This is a genomic window from Flavicella marina, assembly GCF_009193215.1.
In the GTDB taxonomy this organism is placed as follows: domain Bacteria; phylum Bacteroidota; class Bacteroidia; order Flavobacteriales; family Flavobacteriaceae; genus Flavicella; species Flavicella marina.
This window is the reverse complement of the sequence record NZ_VYVA01000001.1, coordinates 769581-791948: the sequence shown is the minus strand read 5'-3', so window position 1 is coordinate 791948 and position 22368 is coordinate 769581. Positions and strand designations below refer to the sequence as shown.

The window sequence follows — 22368 nt, the reverse complement described above, 5'->3', positions numbered from 1 at the left end:
AGTTTCGATATCCCAAATGGAAATATATTTTCTGTTTGGGATTTATTTTTTAGTATCCCATCTGTAAAATTCTAACCTGTTGTTATTGTTAAAAACAATTACATAAACCTCATTCTGTATGGTTATTTTTTTAACGGCTTTTGCATTTTTAGAATTTTTAAAGTAGCGTTGATGATTTGCTGTTACTGAACTGTTGTCAAAAGCAAGAACAAATCCTTTTGAAGCGTCGTATCGAATCGTTTCTACCTCGGCTTCATAACAATTACCAACACCAATGAGTTCGTTGTTGATCTCTGTGAAATCTAAAGTTGGTCCCATTTGAGCTACTTTTGGCAATGCGATTCTTTTAAAATTATTAGAACCTTTGTTTTCAAGTAGAAAAGATTCAAAGGTATTTACTTCAAGCTGAAGCGCTTTGTTCAATTTTTCACTTCCATAGATTTGTTCGAGTGATGCGTTTGCGAATTGATCAAAAGTTTTGATTTTGTTTTTTAGAAATGGTGTTTGTTGTGTTGAACATTGTTTTCCGCGAACTGGAACAAGATTTCCTTTCGATTTTTTACTCAATACAATGTCGAAAGTATTATTTGAATCTAAATAATCTGCATAAATATGTAGCGGTTTTTCGTCACTTGGATGAAACTTATTATTCAAGCCAAAATTGCCAATAAAATAATCATCGTCTCCATCTGCATCATAATCGAAGGCTTTTACGGTTTGAAACCAACCAATGGCTTTTTCTAAAGTGTCGTTTTTTACATATGAAAATTCGCCATTGTTGTTTTCAAAAATACTAATGGGTTTCCACTCAGCCGCCAAAATCAAATCTTTATCACCGTCGTTGTCAAAGTCACTAAAAATACCTTCATTGATCATACCAAAATATTTCAAATCGTTTGCGATATGTTTTACAGCAAATGTTCCACTGTTGTTTTCTAGTAAATAGGATTGAGGACTTACGGGATATTTTCCAGGTATAAGCCTACCTCCGACAAATACGTCTAAATCCTTATCTCCATCAATGTCGGCTACTGCAATTGATTTGGTTGACGCCAGGAGTTTTGGAAGTTTTCCTTTCGAAAAATTTCCTTTTCCATTGTTTATGTAAAGTCGGTCTTGAAGTAAAGGAGCTTTTTCAGCAAGTTCGTATCCACCGCTGGTTACATAAAGATCTAAATCACCATCGTTATCAGCATCAAAAAAAGTAGCGTCTTGGTCTTCGTATTTTGAGTCAATTAAAAAGCTATCACTCTTCTTTTGAATAAATTTACCATTGTTTTTTTGAATATAAAGTTGCGGTGTTTCTCCAAATCCATTTCCTAAAAAAACATCTTCTAAGCCATCGTTGTTTACATCACCTATGGCGATAGGTTTGCTTTGAGTAGATTGTTTTTGAGGAAGTAGTAATTGCAATTTAAAATCGTTGAATTCACTATCATAGTGCTTGTAATCAATACCGAATTCTAATGCTGGAATTGATTCAAAAGCATTTTTTTTATTTAAATTGAGTTTGGATTTATGCGTTTTTTTATAGGTGCAAACTAAGGTGTTGTTGATTTTTGGATTGTAATAAGTTTGTAGTGTTTTGTTAGGCCAAATAATTTGAAGGCTATCAATTTTTTTTAAGTTGTCGATACCAAAATGTACATGATGACTCACACTTGATTGAAAACCTCGAGTAGGTTGCTGTATCTGTAATTGTTTTCCGTTCGAAGTAAATAAGATAAGTTGCGCCCCAATACCATGGATGTTGGTTTTTGGTCCCTCAAGTTTGATTTTTAGATAATTGCTTTGACTATTGTTTTTGTAGATATATGCCAAATCTGATTGGTTGTTGATAATTAAATCTAGGTCACCATCGTTGTCTAAATCTGCATAAGCAGCTCCATTCGAATTTATTTTTTCATCCAAGCCAGATTTTATTGAACCATCTATAAATGTCATGTCTTTTTTATTGATAAATAAATGGTTGTGAAGTTTTTCAGAAGGCATCATTCCGATCGCTTCTTCTAATGTTACCTTTTTTTTATGTTGAATGTTTGATTGTAACTGTTGTCTGAAATCTTGATTAGAGAGGTCTTTTTCAATACCATTGGTAACAAAAATATCTTTGTGTCCATCATTGTTGAAATCTGCGATCAAAGGTGCCCAACTCCAATCAGTTTTAGAAATACCTGCAAGTTGTCCGACATCACTAAATGTTTTTTCACCTCTGTTTAATTGTAGGGTATTTTCCATGTATTGATGCTGGTAACCAGCAGCTACCATGTCATTGAAGTTTTTTGTACTCATCGTCGCCATGTTTTTTTTACTTCGAACATGGTCCGACGCCATCATGTCTAGAACTATTAAGTCAGGTAACAAGTCGTTGTTGAAATCGGCATAATCAGAACCCATACTGTTTGAAGAGATATGTTTGAAATATTTTTCTGCTTCTTCAGAAAATCCACCTTTTTGATTGTTGATATATAAATAATCTGGTTGTAGAAAGTCGTTAGCGACATAAATATCTGGGTAATTGTCTCCATTAAAATCTCCTATTACAGCACTTAACCCCCAAGCACTGTTTTGGATTCCTGATTGTTTTGTGTGGTTTTCAAATGTTCCATTTTTGTTGATAAACAATTGATCTGACATTTCTATAATAGTCGGTACATGTGTTTCGATGTGGCTATTATTTCTAAAATCAGGGCGATGGTTGACTAAATACAAATCGAGATCTCCATCTACATCTGCATCGAAAAAATATGCCTGAGTAGAAAAGCCTTGATGGGCTATTCCATAACGTTCAGCGTCTTCTTTGAAAGTGCCGTTTTTTTGATTGATGAATAGTTTGTTTTTGCGATTATTGGGGTTTCTTAATTCTCCAGATTTACACACATAGATATCTGGCCAATTATCTTGATTGATATCGACAATAGTTACACCGGTAGTCCAACCATCATTGTCTCTTACATTTGCTTTATGTGTTACATCTTCAAAGACTAGGTTGCCTTTATTTAGGTATAGTTTGTTTGACTTTTGGTTTGAAGTAAAATAGATGTCCTCTAGCCCATCGTTGTTAAAATCAATAATTGCCACACCACCACCGTTATAGATATAAGGATAGTTTAAAAAATTAAACGATAACGCTTCTTTTACCTCGTTTTTGAATAGGATTTTCGAGTGGTCAGCGGCTATTTTGGTAAATAGTTCTGTGTTTTTTTCTTTGCCAAGAATTTCTTTTTTATTAGTACAACTTGCAATAAAAATTAGGGATAGGTATACAACTAAAAATCTCATAATTCACTTTTCCTAAATTTACAAAGAATTGAGGTGTAGTAAAATTATGAGATCTTGTTTCTATCGACAGTTTTGAGTTGTCTGTCGATAGAATATTTCAAATTATATTTTTGACAGAACTATTTTGTTTTTTTGTTTGGAGACTATTTCCCCGTAATACTCTTTTAAATATTTATAATATGTAGGTGAAACAATAGGAGTATTTATTTTTTCTTCTGTTGAAATACTGATTTGAGAATTATTGTTTTTAACAACATATTTAAATTGCCCAAGGTTGTCTGGGAGTCCAATTCCAAATGTTTCTGGGATGGATTCAATTTTATAACCATTAGGTATTGAAATGGAGACCGAATTTTTTTCTTTCCAGGCTGTTCCGTAATCCACTGGGAAATTTCTTGTATCTTGTTTAAAAGGGTTTACATTAGTTGTAAAGAAAAACAAAGGGTCAACATAAATTTTTCCATTGATAACTTCTATCATGTCGTCGCTTTCAAACTGAATCAGCTGAGATAATGGTTTGTAACACATGTTTTTATTGGTAGCTCTAAAGTTTAAGATGTCTAAATTGTATTTATTTTCTAACTTTTGAATAAGATCATCTTCACTAAGTTTATTGTTTTTAGATCTGTAACTTAAGGCTTGTAAACCATCTAATTTTCGTCTTAAGATGCCACTCACATGAAAATCATCATGTATGGTTACGGTTAGTACATTGCTTTCTTCTGAATATTTGTTTGACGTTAATTTAATCGAAGAAGATCTTCCATCACTTGCTATCATTCTCCCCTGCCAGTTAAGATCTCGTAGAGGAAGATTGTTAGGTGAGCTATAAGGTTCAGTAGCATCTAGTAGATGATAACCGCTAGATTCTCCATGTACTGCTGCAATTACATGATTGAATCCTTCTCTAGTTGGGAAAAATGGAATACCATGATCGCGTGTGCTTAATAGTACAGGGTTTGCCGTAAGACCAGCTTCTCTTAACATAGCGACTAATATTAGGTTAATGTCAGCTGTGTTTCCTGAACCTTCTTTGTAAGCTTTTCGAACACCTTTATCAGTAAACACTCCAACATAACCGTTCCACTTTACTTTCTTTTTTACGAATTCAAAGATTCGAATAGTCTTTTCTGAAGGGTTAGTAACATCTTTCAAAAGTAGATTCAGGTCATCTTCGAAATAATTTGAATATTCTAATTGTTGACCGAAGTTATCAGATCTAAATATTGATTTACTTACAGCTTCCCATGTGTCACTATATTTTTTCACAGCAGAATTAGGGAATTGAGTATAGCTTAATTCATATTTAATACCACCCCTATAGTTATTAATGTTGCTAATATAGGGTTCGTTATCATACATTGCAGGTATGTCATTTGCAACGTATGTCGTTAATTCAGAACTTAACCGAATTGTCTGTTGCTCATAGCTAGTTTGAACAGCATATTCACCACTTCGATATTTGTCTGTCCATTGAATCGTTCTGTTTAATGTTTCTCTTTTTGGTGTAACAAAATAATATCCTTTGTTTTGTTTGCTGAACTTAAAATATTCAGGTATTTCTGTTGTAAAGTATAGTTGCCTTACAGGTATTTCGTGTTGAAAATCTAAATCTCTTATTTCCCAATATGGTGAGTTTATTTGGTAGCTGTACTCAATAATTGTCCCGTTTTTTATATTAGGCATGGTAAATGTCTTTGATGCCCAAATTTTGTTGTTTTGATTGGTGAATATTTGTTTACTAGAAAGCTTTCCTTTTTTTATTTTTCCGTCAACGAGATTATATGTGTATGCTTTGATTCGTTCAACTCGTTCTTTACTAGTTCCTTTTTCAGGGTCGTAATAATTTATTTTCTTGGTGGCATATTTGAATCCTTCAGCATTGTAAATTTTAATTTTTTCATGAACTTTAGTAACCACTTCAAAGCTCATGGTTTGTTCGTTAAATTGAAATTCAGTTTTCCTTTCTTTGTAAAGATATGCCGCATTTGCTAGGCTATCTTTAAGGTAAAATGATTCTTCGAGTTCTTTTTTAGAAATTTTTCCAAATTTTTGTGTCTGTCCAATAGCTGTTTGGATCGTAATAAAGAACAGTAAATAATAGAAGTGTTTTTTCATAGCTGTTTTTTTGATAAGGCAACCCTTAAGTTGTCATATTTGGTGATAGATTTTAGAAAATTACGATAAGCTTCATAAGATTTATGAGAGAAAGTACCTGCTTTGATAAGTAGTTCTCTATGATATTCAAAATGGGTGTCGTCAATTTTTTTAAATACTACTTTGTAAGTACCGAATTCTGTTTCTATTGTTTTTTCTGATGGTAAATAAGAAACGGAATAAATTTCTGGTAAAGTATAAGTAAATGTGTCGATATCTTGAAAACCTCTTTGTATTTCAATAGGTAGTTTTCTCGATCTTAATTTTGGGGGTAGTTTTTTGAATTTGTTAAAAATATTGGTTGTAACAAGTAAATCATTCCCTACAATAACTCCATAGTTGTCAATACTTATACTCAATTTTTCAGTAAAACGAATGTTTTTCTTGTCGTTTTCAAAAGAGTAACTCTCAATCGAAATATTGTTTAATGTTTTCCAGTAGTTAGATTTATAATAATCTGAAACTTCTTTAGTATCGTACCCTTCTATGTATTGATGCGTGTCGTATTGACTTCCTTTTGTTTCTATTTCTAGTGTACTTTTAATATGGCCATTTGGGTCAATTTGTATAGCTGCATTCGTTTTTTGTAAGTTTTGCTCATTTAAAAATATAGGAGTGTGCTTTATGATACCTCCTTCAGGAGTAATTACCAATGCGTCTCTATCATCTGTAAAACTTCCTAAATAGCCAAAAGGTTGCGTCTGACTTGTGCATTCTAACCAAATATCTTGTCCTTTGTATGGAATGTTCAATACAATATGATTTCCTTGCATAGAGTGGAAATCTTTCTCTATACTGGTTTTGTTTCTCTGTCCATATATTTCAGTATAATATGAAGTGATACCAACCGCTTCAAGTAAAGATTTGGTATAGTTTGTCAATCCCTTACAATCGCCATAACCTAATGCATCTACTTCAGCAGAATATGCAGGAGATAAACCTCCAATACCATATTGAATGCTAATATATCTTGTTTTCTTTTGAACATATTCGTATACAAAACGAGCTTTTTCAATGGTATCTGTTATGGATGATGTAAGCGATTGGATTTTTTGAATGGTTTCATTCGATAGGTTGTTTTTCTCTTTTATCAAAACATCGTATTCCCATTTTCCAAATTCTTTCCAATTGGTGGCTGTGCCTGAAATTCCATATACCGAGAATTCATTCAAGCCAAATAGTACGCAAGGAAATATTTTTGAATTATCCGGTGCGTAAGGTTCGTAATTTATCGGATGAATATTTTGTATTTGGTACGAAATTTTATGTTGAGAAGTGTTTTTTTCGATTGTATAATTGTCGAAGTTTTTTTCTTTGGTATTTATCACGAATCCATTAGGGTTGATGATAGTAAATACACTTTTTTCAATACCGACATGAAAACCTTCTATGGGCTCCCAGTTTCTTATATAGCTAGTTGTGTTGCTTTTTGTTTCATATTCGATTGATATCGTATATGGATAGTGGTTGGGTGTGTATTCTAAATATTTAATTCGGTCATCAGAGGCCAAAGTGCTGTTGTCAGAGGCGGCAATATCTTTGAATTTTGATGCTGAAATCTTTTTAATTTTCCTCCCAATTGCGTCGTAAATTGTAGCTTTTAAGGAAATTATTTTTCTATTCTTATCATAACCGATTATAGCATGTGTATTTCTGTTTCCGGTTGCATTCAAAACTGTCACGACACGTTTCTTTTGAATTGTCATCTTATCGTTATCAGTAATGGTAATTACTGTTTCGTCAAGGCGAACAACAGCATTGGCACTTTGTTTTAGATCTTGAGATAAGGTAAGTGATGATAGGTTGAGTTCTTGAGAAAATAGCTCAACAGTAAAAACTAAAAATAGAATTCCGGTTTGAAATTTGTTTTTTATTTTCATAGCAAATGGTGAACGATAAAAATACGTATTTTACTAGTACTGAAACAATAATAATAGTATAATTTACACATAAAAAACCGCAACTATAAAACTATAATTGCGGTTGTTAAAAATTCTATTTTGAAGTATCTTATAGACTTGCTTTTAAGAATTCTCTGTTCATACGAGCAATGTTCTCTAAAGAAATTCCTTTAGGACATTCTACTTCACATGCACCGGTATTCGTACAGTTTCCGAAACCTTCATCATCCATTTGCTGAACCATGTTTAGTACTCTTTCAGTTGCTTCAACTTGACCTTGTGGTAATAAAGCATATTGCGAAACTTTCGCTCCAACAAATAACATTGCAGAAGAGTTTTTACAAGTTGCAACACAAGCTCCACACCCGATACAAGTTGCAGCATCCATTGCTTTATCTGCATCAATTTTTGAAATAGGCGTCGCGTTTGCATCTTGCGTATTTCCAGAAGTGTTTACTGAGATGTAACCACCTGATTGTTGAATTCTATCAAAAGCAGTACGGTCTACAACTAAATCTTTGATTACAGGGAAAGCGGTAGCTCTAAATGGCTCAATATGGATCGTATCTCCATCTTTGAAAGAACGCATGTGTAACTGACAAGTAGTGATTCCTCTGTCAGGTCCATGAGCTTCACCATTGATATACATAGAACACATACCGCAAATTCCTTCACGACAATCGTGGTCAAATGCAACAGGTTCTTCACCTTTATTGATCAATTGTTCATTCAAGACATCCATCATTTCTAAGAACGACATATGCTCTGAAATATCAGTTACTTTATAATCCACTAATTGACCTTTGTCATCAGCGTTTTTTTGTCTCCAGATTTTTAGTGTTAAATTCATAGTGTCTTCTTATTTGTATGAACGTTGTTTTAGTTCAATGTCATTAAATTCTAATTCTTCTTTATGAAGTACCGCATCTCCAGGTTCTCCTTTGTATTCCCAAGCAGAAACATAAGCAAAATCTTTATCGTTACGTTTCGCCTCTCCTTCTTGTTCTCCGTCTAATTCAACAGATTCTTCTCTAAAGTGACCTCCACAAGATTCATTTCTGTTCAAAGCATCTTTTGCAAATAATTCTCCCAATTCTAAGAAATCTGCAACTCTAGTTGCTTTTTCTAATTCAGGGTTCATTTCGTTAGAGTTTCCAGGTACAGTTACGTTTTTCCAGAAGTCTTCACGTAAAGCTTTGATTTCAGCCATTGCTTCTTTCAAGCCTTTTTCATTACGAGACATTCCTACTTTGTCCCACATGATTTTTCCTAACTTCTTGTGGTAATAATCTACTGAGTGTTTCCCTTTGTTCGTCACAAAGAAATTAATCAATTCTTTAACTGATTTTTCAGCTTCATCAAATTCTGGGGAATCTGTTGGGATTTTTCCAGTTCTAATATCATCAGATAAGTAATCTCCGATAGTGTAAGGCAATACGAAGTATCCATCAGCCAAACCTTGCATTAAGGCAGATGCTCCAAGTCTGTTTGCTCCGTGATCAGAGAAGTTTGCTTCTCCAATACAGTAACATCCTGGGATGGTAGTCATCAAGTTATAGTCTACCCAAACACCACCCATAGTGTAGTGAGTTGCTGGGTAAATCATCATTGGAGTTTTGTATGGATTCTCATCAACGATTTTCTCATACATTTGGAATAAATTTCCGTATTTCGCTTCAACAACAGCTTGACCTAAGTCATATATTTCTGATGCCGATGCATTGTCAATACCTTTGATTTTAGCTTGTTCTTTTCCGTAACGCTCAATTGCCGCTGCGAAATCTAAATATACAGCTTCTCCGGTTGCATTAACTCCGTAACCAGCATCACAACGTTCTTTTGCCGCTCTTGAAGCAACATCACGAGGTACTAAGTTACCGAATGCAGGGTATCTTCTTTCTAAGTAATAATCTCTATCTTCTTCAGCAATTTCAGTCGCTTTTAACTTTCCTTCTTGAATTGCTTTTGCATCCTCTAATTTAGCAGGAACCCAGATTCGACCATCATTACGTAAAGACTCTGACATCAACGTCAATTTAGATTGATAGTCACCTGATCTAGGAATACAAGTTGGGTGAATTTGAGTATAACAAGGGTTCGCGAAGAATGCTCCTTTTTTATGAATTTTCCAACCAGCAGTAACGTTAGATCCCATGGCGTTTGTAGAAAGGAAGTATACATTTCCGTATCCTCCCGAAGCAATCACTACTGCGTGAGCAGAATGACGTTGAATTTCACCAGTAATCATGTTACGAGCAATAATTCCTCTTGCTTTTCCGTCTACCAAAACTACATCTAGCATTTCGTGACGGTTGTGCATTTCTATTTTTCCACGAGCAATCTGACGGTTCATGGCAGAATAAGCTCCTAATAATAATTGTTGTCCTGTTTGACCTTTAGCGTAAAAAGTACGAGATACTAATACCCCACCAAATGAACGGTTGTCTAACAATCCTCCATAGTCACGTGCAAAAGGAACTCCTTGAGCAACACATTGGTCAATTATGTTTCCAGATACTTCTGCCAAACGGTGTACGTTTGCTTCACGAGAACGGTAGTCACCACCTTTTACAGTGTCATAAAACAATCTGTAAGTAGAGTCACCATCACCTTGATAGTTTTTTGCAGCATTGATCCCTCCTTGTGCAGCAATAGAGTGTGCTCTACGAGGTGAATCTTGGTAAGCAAATGCTTTTACGTTATATCCTAACTCAGCTAAAGAAGCAGCAGCAGAACCACCGGCCAATCCTGTTCCAACAACAATAACATCAATGTTACGCTTGTTCGCAGGGTTTACTAAGTCGATTTTGTCTTTGTATGTTGTCCACTTATCTTTAATTGGACCTTTAGGAATTTTTGAATTTAAAGTCGTCATATGTATATAAGATTAATGGTTTAAGAAATGAAATACTGCTACTAAAACAAATCCAGCAGGGATAATAATAGAGTATAGTTTACCTGCAGCTTTCACTGTTTTTGTGTATTTGTTGTTGAACCCCATTGACTGGAAAGCCGATTGAAATCCGTGAGATAAATGTAATCCTAGTAACACGAAAGAAACCACATAAGCAAGTACACGTAATGGATTTACAAATTTATGTTGTAATTCTTCAAAGTATCTAAAGTCCTGAGTACCTTCTAATAAACCGCTCATGTCTCCATGAATATATTTTGTGTTTAGTTCAGGAATCCAAAAATCAATAAAGTGTAAAACGATAAAAGCTAGAATTACCAAACCGCTGTAAACCATGTTTCTAGAAGACCATGTTGAGTTCGCAGCTCCGTTGTCTTTCGCATACTTGACCGCTGTTGCTTTTTTGTTTTTCAATTCTAATACAAATCCCATAACAAAATGAAATACAACACCAAAAATTAAGATAGGCTGTAATACAAATTGAACCATTGGGTTTGTTCCCATAAAGTGAGATAAATGGTTGAATAATGTTTCGCTAAATAATGAAGTTAAATTAACCGATAAATGCATTATTAAGAAAAAAATAAGGAACAGTGCTGACAGTGCCATGGCCACTTTCCTTGCAATTGATGAAGATAGAAATCCGCTCATTTTTAATTTAGTTTTATGAATCGCACAAATGTACTACTTAGATTTTCTTTTGAGAAAAAAAGACGCTGTTTTTTTGCTTATTTAGAATGATTTTAAGAAAACGATTTCGTGCCCATTATCTCAGTGATTAGTAGCTCTTTGGTTTTAGATTCTTTAGATGAATTCGGGGTGTTTTAATTGTTTTATTTACATTTAAAAAAACAAACAACTACGTATATATACGTAGTTGTTGGCTTGTTTTATGACTAATTATAAGGCCATATTATAGGGATTAAAATTATACTTACTACAAAAAAGATACCTAGTAATATCGCTCCACTTTTTAAATAATCAGTAAACTTATAGTTTCCTGCATTCATAACCATTGTATTGGTTGGTGTTCCAAATGGTGTTAAAAAAGCAGTGGATGCACTTACCGCCAAGGCCATCATAAATGGATTTGGAGAATATCCTAATTCTAACGAAGCCACCAATACGATTGGTGCCATTAAAATTGCAGTGGCTGTGTTACTCATCACCTGACTTAAGAATGAAGTGATTAAAAATATTCCAGCTAAAAAGTAGGTAGGGTGCATGTCTCCTAAAAGAGTAATCATAGAATCTGCAATGTATTTGGCACCACCTGTTTTTTGCAAGGCGACTCCCATCGGAATCATACCTGCCATGATAATAATTACATTCCAGTTAATTGCTCTGTAAGATTGGTTCATGTTGATACAACCTCCTGCAATCATTATAAAGGCTGTTAACATAACCGTAATTGAAGAAGAAAAAGGTCCCCAAATAAACATAGATACCATAAACACCATGGCTAGAATTGAAATAACTCCTTTTCTGGTGATTTTACCAACTTCTTTCGATAATTCTTCTGGTGATCCAATAATTAAGAAATCTCTACTTTCTTCTTGAATCGCTTTAATGTCTTCCCATTTGGCTCTTACCAAAATAGAATCTCCTTCTTGGAGGTCAAATTCTCTACCTCTAATACGTTTGTTATGTCTGTTCAAAGCCATAACCTGAACATTGTATTTTTCTCCAAATCGCCCAGTGTTAATATGTCTTCCTTTATAGCTAGATTTTGGAGCAACAATCAATTCACAAATACCAACTTCATCAGAAAGTACATTTTGTTTTACAAACTCACCATCGACTTCTTCGAGCTTTGTAGCAGCAACATTGTGTTTGTCAATAAATCTATTGATACGCATCTCACTACAATTCACTAAAAGTTCGTCTCCTGCTTTGAAAGCTCTATCAAGATCTGGAAATTCATCTGGTTCAGATTTTTTAAAACCTACTTTTTTAAGAAAAGAAGTGGCAGAGTCTTCATGTGGAATAATTTTTATAATATTTACGCCCATTGTAGATCCAAGTTTCATCTGTTTGATCGTTTGTCCGATGGCAGAAGAGTTCGGTCTGATTCTAACTTTCCAAAACCCTTCGAACAATTGATAAGAATCTTCGATATTCTGAATAGATTCGTCAATATCTTCCATTCTTCTGGATTCGTTGTTTGGAAGTAATTTTGTTCCAAAATATCTCATGTAAACAACAGTTAGAAGAAGTAACGGAACTCCAATTAATGAAAATTCAAAGAATCCGAATTCTGGAATACCAGCATCAATCATAGCTTGGTTGGTAACAATATTCGTTGGTGTCCCTGTTAAGGTTAACAATCCACCTGTTGCCGCAGCAAAAGATAGCGGAATCAGCATTTTGGAAGCAGGAGTTTTTAAACGCCAAGCAGCAGCGATAATTACTGGCATCAAAGAGGCTACAGTTCCAGTGTTACTCATAAAGGCTGAGAGAACTGCAGAACCTATAATAATCAAAACTAAGAGCTTGTTTGAGTTGTTTTTTGAGAGTTGAATAATTTTGTTTCCTAGCCAAGAAGTAAGTCCTGCTCTACTCATCGCCTCTCCAACAATGAATAGTCCTGCGATCAGGATGATACTCGAGTTGCTAAAACCTGAAAAAGTTTCGTTTACTGTTAAAACTCCCGTCATACTCAATGCCATCATACTGGTAAGGGCAACGATATCGGGTCGAATTTTTCCTGAAACGAATAGGATAATTGTAATAGCTAAAATGATAAATGTAATTTCCATAATTCTGTTGTTTATACCTGCAAATTTAGAGCGAACCAAAACGGAGTATCATGATATATATCACTTCTTAATTCTAGGTGATTTGTCTTGTTTTATAAGGCCTTGTAAAACCTTGTCGTTCAGCTACGAATACGTTATCGTAGAAATTTTGTTATTTTTTACAGTTTTATTTCATTAGAATCAACCAAGCATTTTGGATTGCTCCAATGGCCTTTGTATTGTTTTAAATTGATTTGTTTTCCTTCGCAATCTTGGTAGTTTCCATAGCTGTCTTTTTTTATGATTTTCATTTTTCCTTGTTTGATATTTTCGATAACCAAATGTATCAATTCTATTCTACTTGAATTTTTGTTTTTTGTATAGAGTTCAATTCCAATTAAATTGTTGTAGAGATCCATCTCAGATGAGGCTTCATCAGGAATGATTCCGTCCTCTAATTCGTTTTTTTTGAATTGTTTGTGGTTCCCTTTTTCGTGCGCCTTCCCTAAGCTTTTTGCTGATTTTCTGCCGATTTCCTTTGAAAGACTCGCCATCCAATACGCATGACGAAAGGCATCGACTTGACCTCCATTTCCATCTTGATCAAGTGTGTTGGTTTTTTTTATTGAATCAGAAGTTTTTTGCGCTTCTATAGAAATTCGAAGCGCTCTTTTTGCTTTAAAAGGATGTGTTAATACCCAACATTTTTCTGGTGATGAAAGGTCTTTGAATTTTTTTTGTTTGTGCTGAGCCAAGCAAATTGAGGTTAGGAAATAAAAGAATAAAAAATGCTTTTTTTTCAAGACAAACTTATTGAGGTTGTTCTAACAAATTTATGAATTTACATAGACTATATTGAGATTAGGTTTTATATTTTTACAGGAATAAAATTTTCGAGATATGAAATACGATGCGATAGATTGTCAGTTATTTATAAAAAACAGGAAAAAATTTATTTCAAAATTAAAACCGAAATCTATTGCTTTCTTTAATTCTAATGATATTTACCCAATAAGTGCAGATAGTACTTTGCCTTTTGCGCAGCATAGAGATATTTTTTATTTATCTGGTGTTGATCAAGAGGAGAGTGTTTTGTTTTTATGCCCAAATGCTTCAAATGAAGCGTATCGAGAAATTTTATTTGTGAGGGAAACGAATGCGCATATTGCTGTTTGGGAAGGAGCTAAATTATCAAAAGAGCAAGCAACAAAAACTTCAGGGGTAAAAACTGTTTTTTGGTTGAGTGAGCTCGATTCAGTTTTAGAGAAGTTAATGACCGAAGTAGAAAATGTTTATGTAAATATAAATGGTCATCATCGTGCGCAAGCGGAAACTGAAACTCGAGAAGATCGTTTTATCAATATGATAAAAGAGAAATATCCAAATAAAACTATTGAAGAGAGTAACCCTATATTACAAAGTATCCGCTCGATAAAAGAGCCTGAAGAATTAGCTTTAATTCAAAAGGCATGTGACATTACTGAAAAGGGATTTAGAAGAATCCTGCCGTTTGTCAAGCCCGGGGTTTGGGAATACGAAATTGAGGCAGAATTAATTCACGAATTCATTAAAAATAGATCTAAAGGTTTTGCCTATACACCAATTGTTGCAAGTGGAAACAGTGCTAATGTTTTGCATTACATAGAGAACAATCAGCAGTGCAAATCTGGTGATTTGATCTTGATGGATGTGGCGGCAGAATATGCAAATTATTCAAGCGATTTAACAAGAACGATTCCGGTTTCAGGTTGCTTTTCTGCGCGTCAAAAAGAAGTGTATAATGCGGTGAATAAAATCAAGAAAGAAGCTACTAAATTATTGGTTCCGGGTACGATTTTGAAAACCTATCAAGAAGAGGTAGCTAAAATGATGACATCTGAATTGATAGCTTTAAAGTTGTTAGATAAGGCAGATATTCAAAATGAAGACAAAGAATGGCCAGCCTATAAAAAATATTTTATGCATAGTACATCTCATCACATGGGCTTAGATACACATGATTACGGTGTTTTAACCGATCCTATGGAAGCAAATATGGTGTTTACTGTTGAGCCTGGGATTTATATACCTGAAGAAGGCTTTGGTATTAGACTAGAAGATGATGTTGTTGTGCAAGCATCTGGAGCGCCTTTTAATTTGATGCAAAATATTCCAATTGAAGCAGAAGAGATTGAAGAATTGATGAACTCTTAAAAGTATTGAAATTGCATATGTTTGTTTCTTATAAAAACACAAAAATCCATTATTCTGAACATGGAAAAGGACCTGCCGTTGTGTTACTGCACGGTTTTTTAGAAAATAGTACCATGTGGAATTCAACGATAGAATTTTTATCGAAAAGATATAGAGTAATTGCTGTTGATTTGCTGGGACATGGGTTGACAGAGAATTACGGCTATGTGCACACTATGGAAGAAATGGCTGAAGCTGTGCAAGAAGTTTTGTGCTTTTTAAAAGTTAGAAAGTCTTATTTCATAGGTCATTCAATGGGAGGTTATGTGGCGCTTGCTTTTGCGGAATTGTACCCGGACAATGTAAAAGGTTTGGGACTTATGAACTCTACATCTCGTGCTGATACTCCATTGAAAAAACAAGGTAGAGAAAAGGCAATTGAATTGGTGAAAAATAACCATACTTCATTTATCAGAAACTCCATACCGATGCTGTTTCGTTCTAAAAACAGAAAAATATTTAGAGAAGAAATAAACGAAGTTAAGAGAGAGGCGTTGAAAACATCAAAACAAGGAATCATAGCTGCACTTGAAGGAATGAAAATCAGAAATGATCGTGAGGTATTACTGCATTTTGGTCCCTATCCTAAATTGATGATTTTGGGTGAAAAAGATCCTGTTTTGAAATTAGATGATTTATTAGATCAAATTTCAGGTACCAATTCTACCGTTGTTCGTTTTTCAGAAGGGCACATGTCCCACATAGAAAACAAACAAGAGTTTTTAGAGGCTATTGGAGATTTTTTAAAGAAGAATTAAAATCTTATTTAATATAAAGCCAAGCAGTTTTGTCTAGGTTCTTTTTGATGATTTGAAGATGCTCTGTTGCTTCTTCTCTAGTTGTATAGCTTTCAAAGCTAACTTGAGTAAGTCCCCACTTGTTTACTCCAATTATCTGAGCGTTGAATCCCTTTCTTTTTAATTGAGCAACTTTTTTCAAGGCATTGTTCTTCTCAGAAAACGCACCAGCGATTAAATGGAATTTTTTGGGAAGTTCTTTTTTTACAACATCTAAATTTATTTCCGGTAAAGGATTGCTAATTACAAAAGTAGCTTCTTCTATTTTTTTTGAAATAGTAGCTTGTTGTATTTCGGCCATTTGATTGGCTCTTTTTTGTTGTACTGCGTTCCAGCTTAAAGCTCCAACGCATACAAATGCCGCAACTGTAGCAGCGTATTTTAAATAAGAAGGTGCTTTTCTCTTTTCAGATGTTTCTAAGGCAACAACTTTTTCTTTGTATTCAATTCGTTTGATTGAAGCACTAGTAAAACTATCCAATCCAAACGAACTAGATAAATAATTAACACTGTCAATCGGTTCAAAAATAATCTTGCTATCGCTGTTTAAAGAGAGAACACCAATGCCGTTTAGATTTATCATTTCTTTTTGAAGCAATGCTTCCCATTGCGCTACAGATTTCTCAATCTTTAAAATTGCATTTTCAAAAGACATATTTTCTGATGCAGCTATGTAATTAGCTAGTAAACCGTCATTATTTTTTAACTGGTTGTTAAAAGATATTTTTTTCGTTGGTGGATGAAAAGTATGTGTAAAATGATTGATAGTTGATGAAATATTGTTAGAAACAAAACCTCCAAAACCTGGAACAATCACACATTCGTAACGGTATAATAAATCGCTGATGTAATTCGATAACTGCATAAAACAAATATAAATAAAATCTTATTTCAGCTACGCATATGACAAAAAAAATATGAACAATTATTTTGTAACTTGTATATCAAATTGTTATGAAATGAAAGAAGAAGAATTGCTCTATGCTTTGGCTTTGCAAAAAGTCAAGGGCGTAGGAGATATCCATGCTAAAAAGTTAATAGAAGCTTGCGGTAGTCCAAAAAATGTCTTTGTAGAAAAACATCAGGTACTCCAAAAAATTAATGGAGTTGGTAGCGTATTGTTGCGTCAATTATCAAATAAAGAGAATTTACTTTTGGCTGAGAATGAGCTGAAGTTAATTGAAAAAAATGATCTGGTACCAAGATATTTTTTAGACGATAATTATCCGAGAAACTTGAAAAATTGTATCGATGCTCCATTTTTGTTTTTTCAAGATGGAAATTTTGACTTGAATCAGAAAAAAATTTTGAGCGTAGTCGGAACTAGAAATATGACAAATTATGGACGTGATTTTTGCGAGGAGTTGATTGAAAATATAAAGCCATACGATCCTATAATCGTAAGTGGATTTGCATATGGCGTTGATATTTGTGCACACAAAGCTGCTATGAAAAATGAGTTGACATCTATTGGCGTATTTGCGCATGGATTTGGTCAGGTGTATCCCAAACCTCATAAAAAATACATGGCACAAATGTCAAACAATGGCGGGTTTTTAACAGAGTTTTGGTATGATGAGCAGCCGTTAAGAGAAAACTTTTTAAAACGGAATAGAATTGTAGCTGGAATTTCTGAAGCTACTTTGGTTGTGGAATCTGCGACAAGAGGTGGAGCTTTAGCTACAGCATCGATTGCAAATTCATACGCAAGAGATGTTTTCGCATTGCCAGGTAGAAGTACTGATACTTATAGCAAGGGGTGTAATAACCTTATCAAAAATAATAAAGCTGCTTTGGTAACATCTGCCGAAGATTTAATTGAAATGTTGGGATGGGAGCAGACACAAATTTCGAAGATTATTCAGCCAAAATTATTTGTTGAATTAACAAGCGATGAGCAGGTGATTATGGAGTATCTCTCAAAAAATAACAAAGAACTGTTAGATGTTATTTCTTTTGATTGTAATTTTTTAGTACATCGTACGGCAACAATTTTGTTTCAACTTGAGATGAAAGGTTTGCTTCGAGCACTTCCCGGAAAAATGTTTGAGATAATTTAAATTATTTTAGCTCAATCAATTCGATGTTGTTATAGTCGTTACCTCTCTTATCTTCGAAAATTTTTATCAATTCTTGAAGTTTGTCTTTTTCTGTTGTAGCAAGATTTGACTGTTGTCCTTTGTCTTTATCAAGATCATATAGTTGATAAGTATTTGCATTTCCGATTTCTATATTCACCGATTCTATGACGGCTTCTCCTTCATACGGAGGAATCATAACCCAGTTTTTATGCCTCAATGCCGTTCGAGTTGTCGCTTCGATGATTAAATCAGTTCTACCTTTGGTTGAGTTTCCTAAAAAGGTAGATAATAGTTGTTCGCTATCTCCTATTTTGATGTTACTGTCTACGAGTTTAGCTAAAGAACTTATAAGATCCATTTGACATACCAATGCATCAGAGACTCCAGGTTGGATTGTCCCTTTCCAAGAGGTGATAAATGGTACGTGTGTACCTGCTTCAAATAGGCTGTATTTACCTCCTCTAAATGGCCCCCAAGGTGTGTGATCTCCTAATTTTTCGACGGCATCATCATAATAGCCATCATTTAATACCGGTCCGTTATCACTTGAGAAAACTATCAATGTGTTTTCTAGAACTCCTTCAGTATTTAAGGTTTTGATAAATTCACCAATACACCAGTCCGCTTCAAGGATGACATCACCTCTAGGTCCCAATCCAGATTTTCCTTTAAATCTTGGATGCGGTGTTCTTGGCACGTGTGGTTGTTGCATAGCGTAATACAGAAAAAATGGCTTGTCTTTGTGTTTTCGAACATAGTTCTGTGCTTTGTTTAAAAAATGATCAGCCATTTCAGTATCGTTCCATTTTGCTGCTTCTCCACCTTTCATGAATCCAATTCTAGGTATTCCGTTTACGATTGTGTTTTTATGTCCTGTATGCCATTTCATACTTAAGAGTTCCGGATTGTCAGCTCCTGTAGGTTGCCCTGGATAGTTATGTTCGTAGTTGACTTCAATAGGGTCTGTTGAATCTAAATTTACAACATTTCCGTTTTTAATATATACTGTAGGAACTCTATCTTGAGTGGCTGCCATGATATAAGAGTAGTCGAAACCCACTTCATTTGGACTAGGAGTAATTTTTTTGTTCCAATCTACATTACCATTTCCTAGTCCAAGATGCCATTTTCCAACTATTCCTGTGTGATAGCCTTTTGACTTTAGCATTTTTGGAATAGTCATTTGATTCTTTTTAATCAATAAGGGAGCTGTTCCTGGTAGGATTTTGGCTTTTTTGTTTTTCCAGGGGTATTCTCCCGTTAACAAGGCATATCTACTTGGTGTGCATGTAGCAGAACTAGCGTAACCATTTGTAAAACGTAATCCACTGCTTGCAAGTAAATCTATATTAGGGGTATTGATATGTTTTGCTCCATTAGCACTAATGTCACCAAATCCCAAGTCATCTGTATAGATAATGACAATGTTAGGAAGTTGCTTTTCTGAAGTGTTTTTATTTTCTGTTTCTTTACAAGAGTAAAGAATAACAAAAGACATTAAAAATAATGGAAGTGTATATTTCATGAGTGTTTTTTTCTAAGAGAAAAGTTATTAGGCAAAATTACAATTTGCCGCAAAAAATAAGTGGGGTTGTTTGTTCAATGAAAGTGGGTATATTCACTTCTTGTATAGTATTGTTGCAAAAAAAAAGCCACTTAGCAATAGCTAAGTGGCTTAAATAAAAGTATAGGTCAATGTGATTAATGCAATTCGATTTCTTTGATCTCTTCAGATTGTGCACCTCTAATTGCTGTATAACCTGCAATCATTTCTTCAAGTTTCGCTTTGTTTGAACTTGCCAAGTTGTTTTGTTGACTAGGATCTTCTTTTAAATTGTACAATTGGTACTCAGGAGCGTTTCCTAATTCGATGTTTACTTGTTTTAAAACAGCTTGACCTTTGTACGGAGGAATCATTGCCCAATCACCTTTACGGTAAGCAGTTTTAGAACTAGCTTCTAATACTAAATCTTGTCTACCTTGTTTTGATTTTCCTAAGAATGCGTTTAATACATTTTGACTGTCGTTTGTAGTGATGTCTGATCCAACCAAAGCAGAAATAGATGTTAGCAAGTCCATTTGACAAACCAAGGCATCAGAAACTCCAGGTTTGATAGTTCCTTTCCATGAAGTAATAAATGGTACATGAGTACCCGCTTCATACAAACTATATTTACCACCTCTTAATACTCCAGCAGGAGTGTGTTTTCCTAGTTTTTCAACAGCATCATCGTAGTATCCATCATTTAAAACAGGTCCGTTATCACTAGAGAAAACGATTAAAGTGTTTTCTAACAATCCTTCTTCTTCTAATGTTTTTAAGAATTCACCAATAATCCAATCAGCTTCTACGATCACGTCACCTCTAGGTCCCATTCCTGATTTTCCAACAAAACGAGGGTGTGGAGTTCTCGGCACGTGTGGTTGTTGCATTCCGTAATACAAGAAGAATGGTCCGTCTTTATGTTTTTTTACATAATCTTGTGCTCCTTTTAAGAAATGATCAGCCATGTCAACATCGCTCCATTTGGCAGCTTCTCCACCTTTCATATAACCAATTCTTGGAATTCCGTTTACGATAGTGTTGTTATGTCCATGGTGCCATTTCATTGTAGTTAACTCAGGGTTGTCTTTACCACTTGTTTGACCAGGAAAATTGTTTTTGTAATCTATTTCAATTGGGTCGTTTGGATCAAGATTTACCACATCACCATTTTCGATGTATACAGTTGGTACCCTATCCTGAGTAGCAGCCATGATGTAAGAATAATCGAAGCCAACTTCGTTTGGACCTGGAGAAACAGTTTTGTTCCAGTTCACATTTCCAGAACCTAAACCTAAATGCCATTTACCCACAATTCCTGTGTGGTAACCTTTAGATTTTAACATTTTTGGTAATGTAATTTGATCTGTACCGATGATTAGTGGCGCTGTACCAGGTAAAATTTTAGCATTCTTGTTTTTCCAAGGATATACACCTGTTAATAAAGCATATCTACTTGGAGTACAAGTTGCAGAACTAGCATATCCATTTGTGAAACGCACTCCTCCAGCTGCTAATTTGTCGATGTTTGGAGTTTTTATTTCAGTGGCTCCATTCGCTCCAATATCTCCATAACCTAAATCATCAGTATAAATTACAACAATGTTTGGTTGTGAATTACTCTCTTTTTTTGGGGCTTCGTTTGATTTACAGCCAACCAATACTCCTATTGCAAGGGCTGCCATCCAATGTATTTTCTTCATTTTTCTTCGTTTATATAGTTCTTTGTTTAATTGTAATAAGTACGCTTATTGTTTGTTTGTGTAAAGCTACTAAATTATCTACAATTTGTACCTACTATGTTTCTGATAGTACATAATACATCACTTAGCGTAATTTTCTTTGTAAAATTTTTCGTGGTTATGATTTTTGATTTAGGTAGCTTTCTATAAATACCGTTGATAAAATCAAGGCTCCACCTATTAAAGTGTTGATATTCGGAATTTCATTTAGAAAAATCATGGCAAGTATTATTCCGAATACAGGTTGAGAGCTCGCAATGATACTTGCAGTTGAAACGGCAAAGTTTTTTAAGCTCTTTACAAAAATGGTATGACCTATTGCAGTCGTAAAAATACCCAAGCCTAGAAGGTAAGGTAAGAAGTTAGATGTTTCACTTGTGTCGTCAATAAAAATAAACGGTATGAATACGATCCACATAAATAAAAACTGATAGAACATAAGCAAAGAACTATCATATCTAGATGAGTTCGATTTCATGGTTAAGTTTCTCATGGCAAAAAAAACGGCAGAAAAAACTCCTGATATTATTCCTTTAGTATCATTGTTTGAAAAATTTATTTCTGGACTCATGATATAAAGTCCTACAAGGACTAAAGCAGCTAAGGCTAAATGTCTTTTGTTGAAATTTGTCTTAAAATAAAAAGGTTCAATAAATGCAGTAATTACTGGGAATGTGTAAAGTGATAACATACCAATAGCAACAGATGAGACCTGTAGCGCATAAAAATAGGTAACCCAATGCAATGCAAATAAGGCTGAAGATGTTAGTAATCGAAGTCTCGCTTTTTTATCTGTAATTTTAAAAGATTTTTTTTGATAAAGTAGGTATAACCCCAAAACAACAAAAGCAATTGCACCTCGCCAAAAGGCTAATAAACTAGGCGATAATGGAATGAATCGCACTAGAACAGCGGCACTACTGATAAGAAGTATTGAAAAGTTTAATTCAAATATGTTTTTGAGTTGTGTGTTTTTCATTT

General features: G+C 34.3%; 15 protein-coding genes. 3 read left to right on the top strand and 12 right to left on the bottom strand.

Annotation, left to right across the window (positions count from 1 at the left end; translation table 11 throughout):
* Nucleotides 1–42: 42 nt before the first annotated feature.
* The 8 genes from F6P99_RS03145 to F6P99_RS03110 all read right to left on the bottom strand — a co-directional run bounded on the left by F6P99_RS03145 (nucleotide 43) and on the right by F6P99_RS03110 (nucleotide 13747).
* Nucleotides 43–3282, bottom strand: coding sequence for a VCBS repeat-containing protein (locus tag F6P99_RS03145; protein WP_152285976.1), 3240 nt, complete (start codon nucleotides 3280–3282; stop codon nucleotides 43–45).
* A 102-nt stretch (nucleotides 3283–3384) separates the two neighbouring features.
* Entirely contained in the window at nucleotides 3385–5400 is a 2016-nt protein-coding gene (locus tag F6P99_RS03140) for a transglutaminase domain-containing protein (RefSeq protein WP_152285975.1), read from the bottom strand.
* Nucleotides 5397–7319: a DUF3857 domain-containing protein gene (locus F6P99_RS03135; RefSeq protein WP_152285974.1), complete on the bottom strand. Its 1923-nt coding sequence runs from the start codon at nucleotides 7317–7319 to the stop codon at nucleotides 5397–5399. Before F6P99_RS03135 ends, F6P99_RS03140 begins: the two co-directional genes overlap by 4 nt.
* Before the next feature lie 130 nt (nucleotides 7320–7449).
* The gene (locus F6P99_RS03130; RefSeq protein ID WP_152285973.1) at nucleotides 7450–8190 is read right to left on the bottom strand and encodes a succinate dehydrogenase/fumarate reductase iron-sulfur subunit; all 741 of its coding nucleotides are present in this window, start codon (nucleotides 8188–8190) and stop codon (nucleotides 7450–7452) included.
* 9 nt (nucleotides 8191–8199) lie between these two features.
* On the bottom strand, nucleotides 8200–10215 hold the full coding sequence (locus F6P99_RS03125) for a fumarate reductase/succinate dehydrogenase flavoprotein subunit (RefSeq protein WP_152285972.1): 2016 nt from the start codon (nucleotides 10213–10215) through the stop codon (nucleotides 8200–8202).
* A gap of 12 nt (nucleotides 10216–10227) precedes the next feature.
* A complete protein-coding gene (locus F6P99_RS03120; RefSeq protein ID WP_152285971.1) occupies nucleotides 10228–10905 on the bottom strand; it encodes a succinate dehydrogenase cytochrome b subunit in 678 nt (225 codons plus the stop codon).
* Between the two features lie 245 nt (nucleotides 10906–11150).
* Nucleotides 11151–13013, bottom strand: coding sequence for an SLC13 family permease (locus F6P99_RS03115; protein WP_152285970.1), 1863 nt, complete (start codon nucleotides 13011–13013; stop codon nucleotides 11151–11153).
* Nucleotides 13014–13171: 158 nt separating this feature from the next.
* A complete protein-coding gene (locus F6P99_RS03110; protein ID WP_226912998.1) occupies nucleotides 13172–13747 on the bottom strand; it encodes a DUF6973 domain-containing protein in 576 nt (191 codons plus the stop codon).
* Nucleotides 13748–13892: 145 nt separating this feature from the next.
* On the opposite strand from F6P99_RS03110, the gene F6P99_RS03105 reads away from it, so the two are divergent.
* A complete protein-coding gene (locus F6P99_RS03105) occupies nucleotides 13893–15185 on the top strand; it encodes an aminopeptidase P family protein (RefSeq protein WP_152285968.1) in 1293 nt (430 codons plus the stop codon).
* Nucleotides 15186–15202: 17 nt separating this feature from the next.
* A complete protein-coding gene (locus F6P99_RS03100) occupies nucleotides 15203–15982 on the top strand; it encodes an alpha/beta fold hydrolase (protein ID WP_152285967.1) in 780 nt (259 codons plus the stop codon).
* A 4-nt stretch (nucleotides 15983–15986) separates the two neighbouring features.
* Here the strand turns inward: F6P99_RS03100 and F6P99_RS03095 are convergent, their stop codons facing one another.
* Nucleotides 15987–16886, bottom strand: a complete 900-nt coding sequence (locus tag F6P99_RS03095) for an HU domain-containing protein (RefSeq protein ID WP_152285966.1) — start codon at nucleotides 16884–16886, stop codon at nucleotides 15987–15989.
* 94 nt (nucleotides 16887–16980) lie between these two features.
* On the opposite strand from F6P99_RS03095, the gene dprA reads away from it, so the two are divergent.
* Nucleotides 16981–18081 (top strand): DNA-processing protein DprA, encoded by a 1101-nt coding sequence (dprA, locus tag F6P99_RS03090; protein ID WP_152285965.1) that lies wholly within the window; start codon nucleotides 16981–16983, stop codon nucleotides 18079–18081.
* A gap of 1 nt (nucleotide 18082) precedes the next feature.
* Here the strand turns inward: dprA and F6P99_RS03085 are convergent, their stop codons facing one another.
* The 3 genes from F6P99_RS03085 to F6P99_RS03075 form a co-directional block, all read right to left on the bottom strand.
* On the bottom strand, nucleotides 18083–19627 hold the full coding sequence (locus F6P99_RS03085; RefSeq protein ID WP_226912997.1) for a sulfatase family protein: 1545 nt from the start codon (nucleotides 19625–19627) through the stop codon (nucleotides 18083–18085).
* 176 nt (nucleotides 19628–19803) lie between these two features.
* Nucleotides 19804–21348, bottom strand: a complete 1545-nt coding sequence (locus tag F6P99_RS03080) for a sulfatase family protein (protein ID WP_152285964.1) — start codon at nucleotides 21346–21348, stop codon at nucleotides 19804–19806.
* Nucleotides 21349–21505: 157 nt separating this feature from the next.
* A complete protein-coding gene (locus F6P99_RS03075) occupies nucleotides 21506–22366 on the bottom strand; it encodes a DMT family transporter (RefSeq protein ID WP_152285963.1) in 861 nt (286 codons plus the stop codon).
* Nucleotides 22367–22368 lie beyond the last annotated feature (2 nt).

Bases quoted from the DNA above. Each gene is read 5' to 3' on its own strand.
- F6P99_RS03120 (WP_152285971.1), bottom strand. From the start codon at position 10,905: ATGAGCGGATTTCTATCTTCATCAATTGCAAGGAAAGTGGCCATGGCA.
- F6P99_RS03095 (WP_152285966.1), bottom strand. From the start codon at position 16,886: ATGCAGTTATCGAATTACATCAGCGATTTATTATACCGTTACGAATGT.
- F6P99_RS03125 (WP_152285972.1), bottom strand. From the start codon at position 10,215: ATGACGACTTTAAATTCAAAAATTCCTAAAGGTCCAATTAAAGATAAG.
- F6P99_RS03130 (WP_152285973.1), bottom strand. From the start codon at position 8,190: ATGAATTTAACACTAAAAATCTGGAGACAAAAAAACGCTGATGACAAA.
- F6P99_RS03085 (WP_226912997.1), bottom strand. From the start codon at position 19,627: ATGAAATATACACTTCCATTATTTTTAATGTCTTTTGTTATTCTTTAC.
- F6P99_RS03075 (WP_152285963.1), bottom strand. From the start codon at position 22,366: ATGAAAAACACACAACTCAAAAACATATTTGAATTAAACTTTTCAATA.
- F6P99_RS03100 (WP_152285967.1), top strand. From the start codon at position 15,203: ATGTTTGTTTCTTATAAAAACACAAAAATCCATTATTCTGAACATGGA.
- F6P99_RS03135 (WP_152285974.1), bottom strand. From the start codon at position 7,319: ATGAAAATAAAAAACAAATTTCAAACCGGAATTCTATTTTTAGTTTTT.
- F6P99_RS03140 (WP_152285975.1), bottom strand. From the start codon at position 5,400: ATGAAAAAACACTTCTATTATTTACTGTTCTTTATTACGATCCAAACA.
- F6P99_RS03080 (WP_152285964.1), bottom strand. From the start codon at position 21,348: ATGAAGAAAATACATTGGATGGCAGCCCTTGCAATAGGAGTATTGGTT.
- F6P99_RS03145 (WP_152285976.1), bottom strand. From the start codon at position 3,282: ATGAGATTTTTAGTTGTATACCTATCCCTAATTTTTATTGCAAGTTGT.
- F6P99_RS03105 (WP_152285968.1), top strand. From the start codon at position 13,893: ATGAAATACGATGCGATAGATTGTCAGTTATTTATAAAAAACAGGAAA.
- dprA (WP_152285965.1), top strand. From the start codon at position 16,981: ATGAAAGAAGAAGAATTGCTCTATGCTTTGGCTTTGCAAAAAGTCAAG.
- F6P99_RS03115 (WP_152285970.1), bottom strand. From the start codon at position 13,013: ATGGAAATTACATTTATCATTTTAGCTATTACAATTATCCTATTCGTT.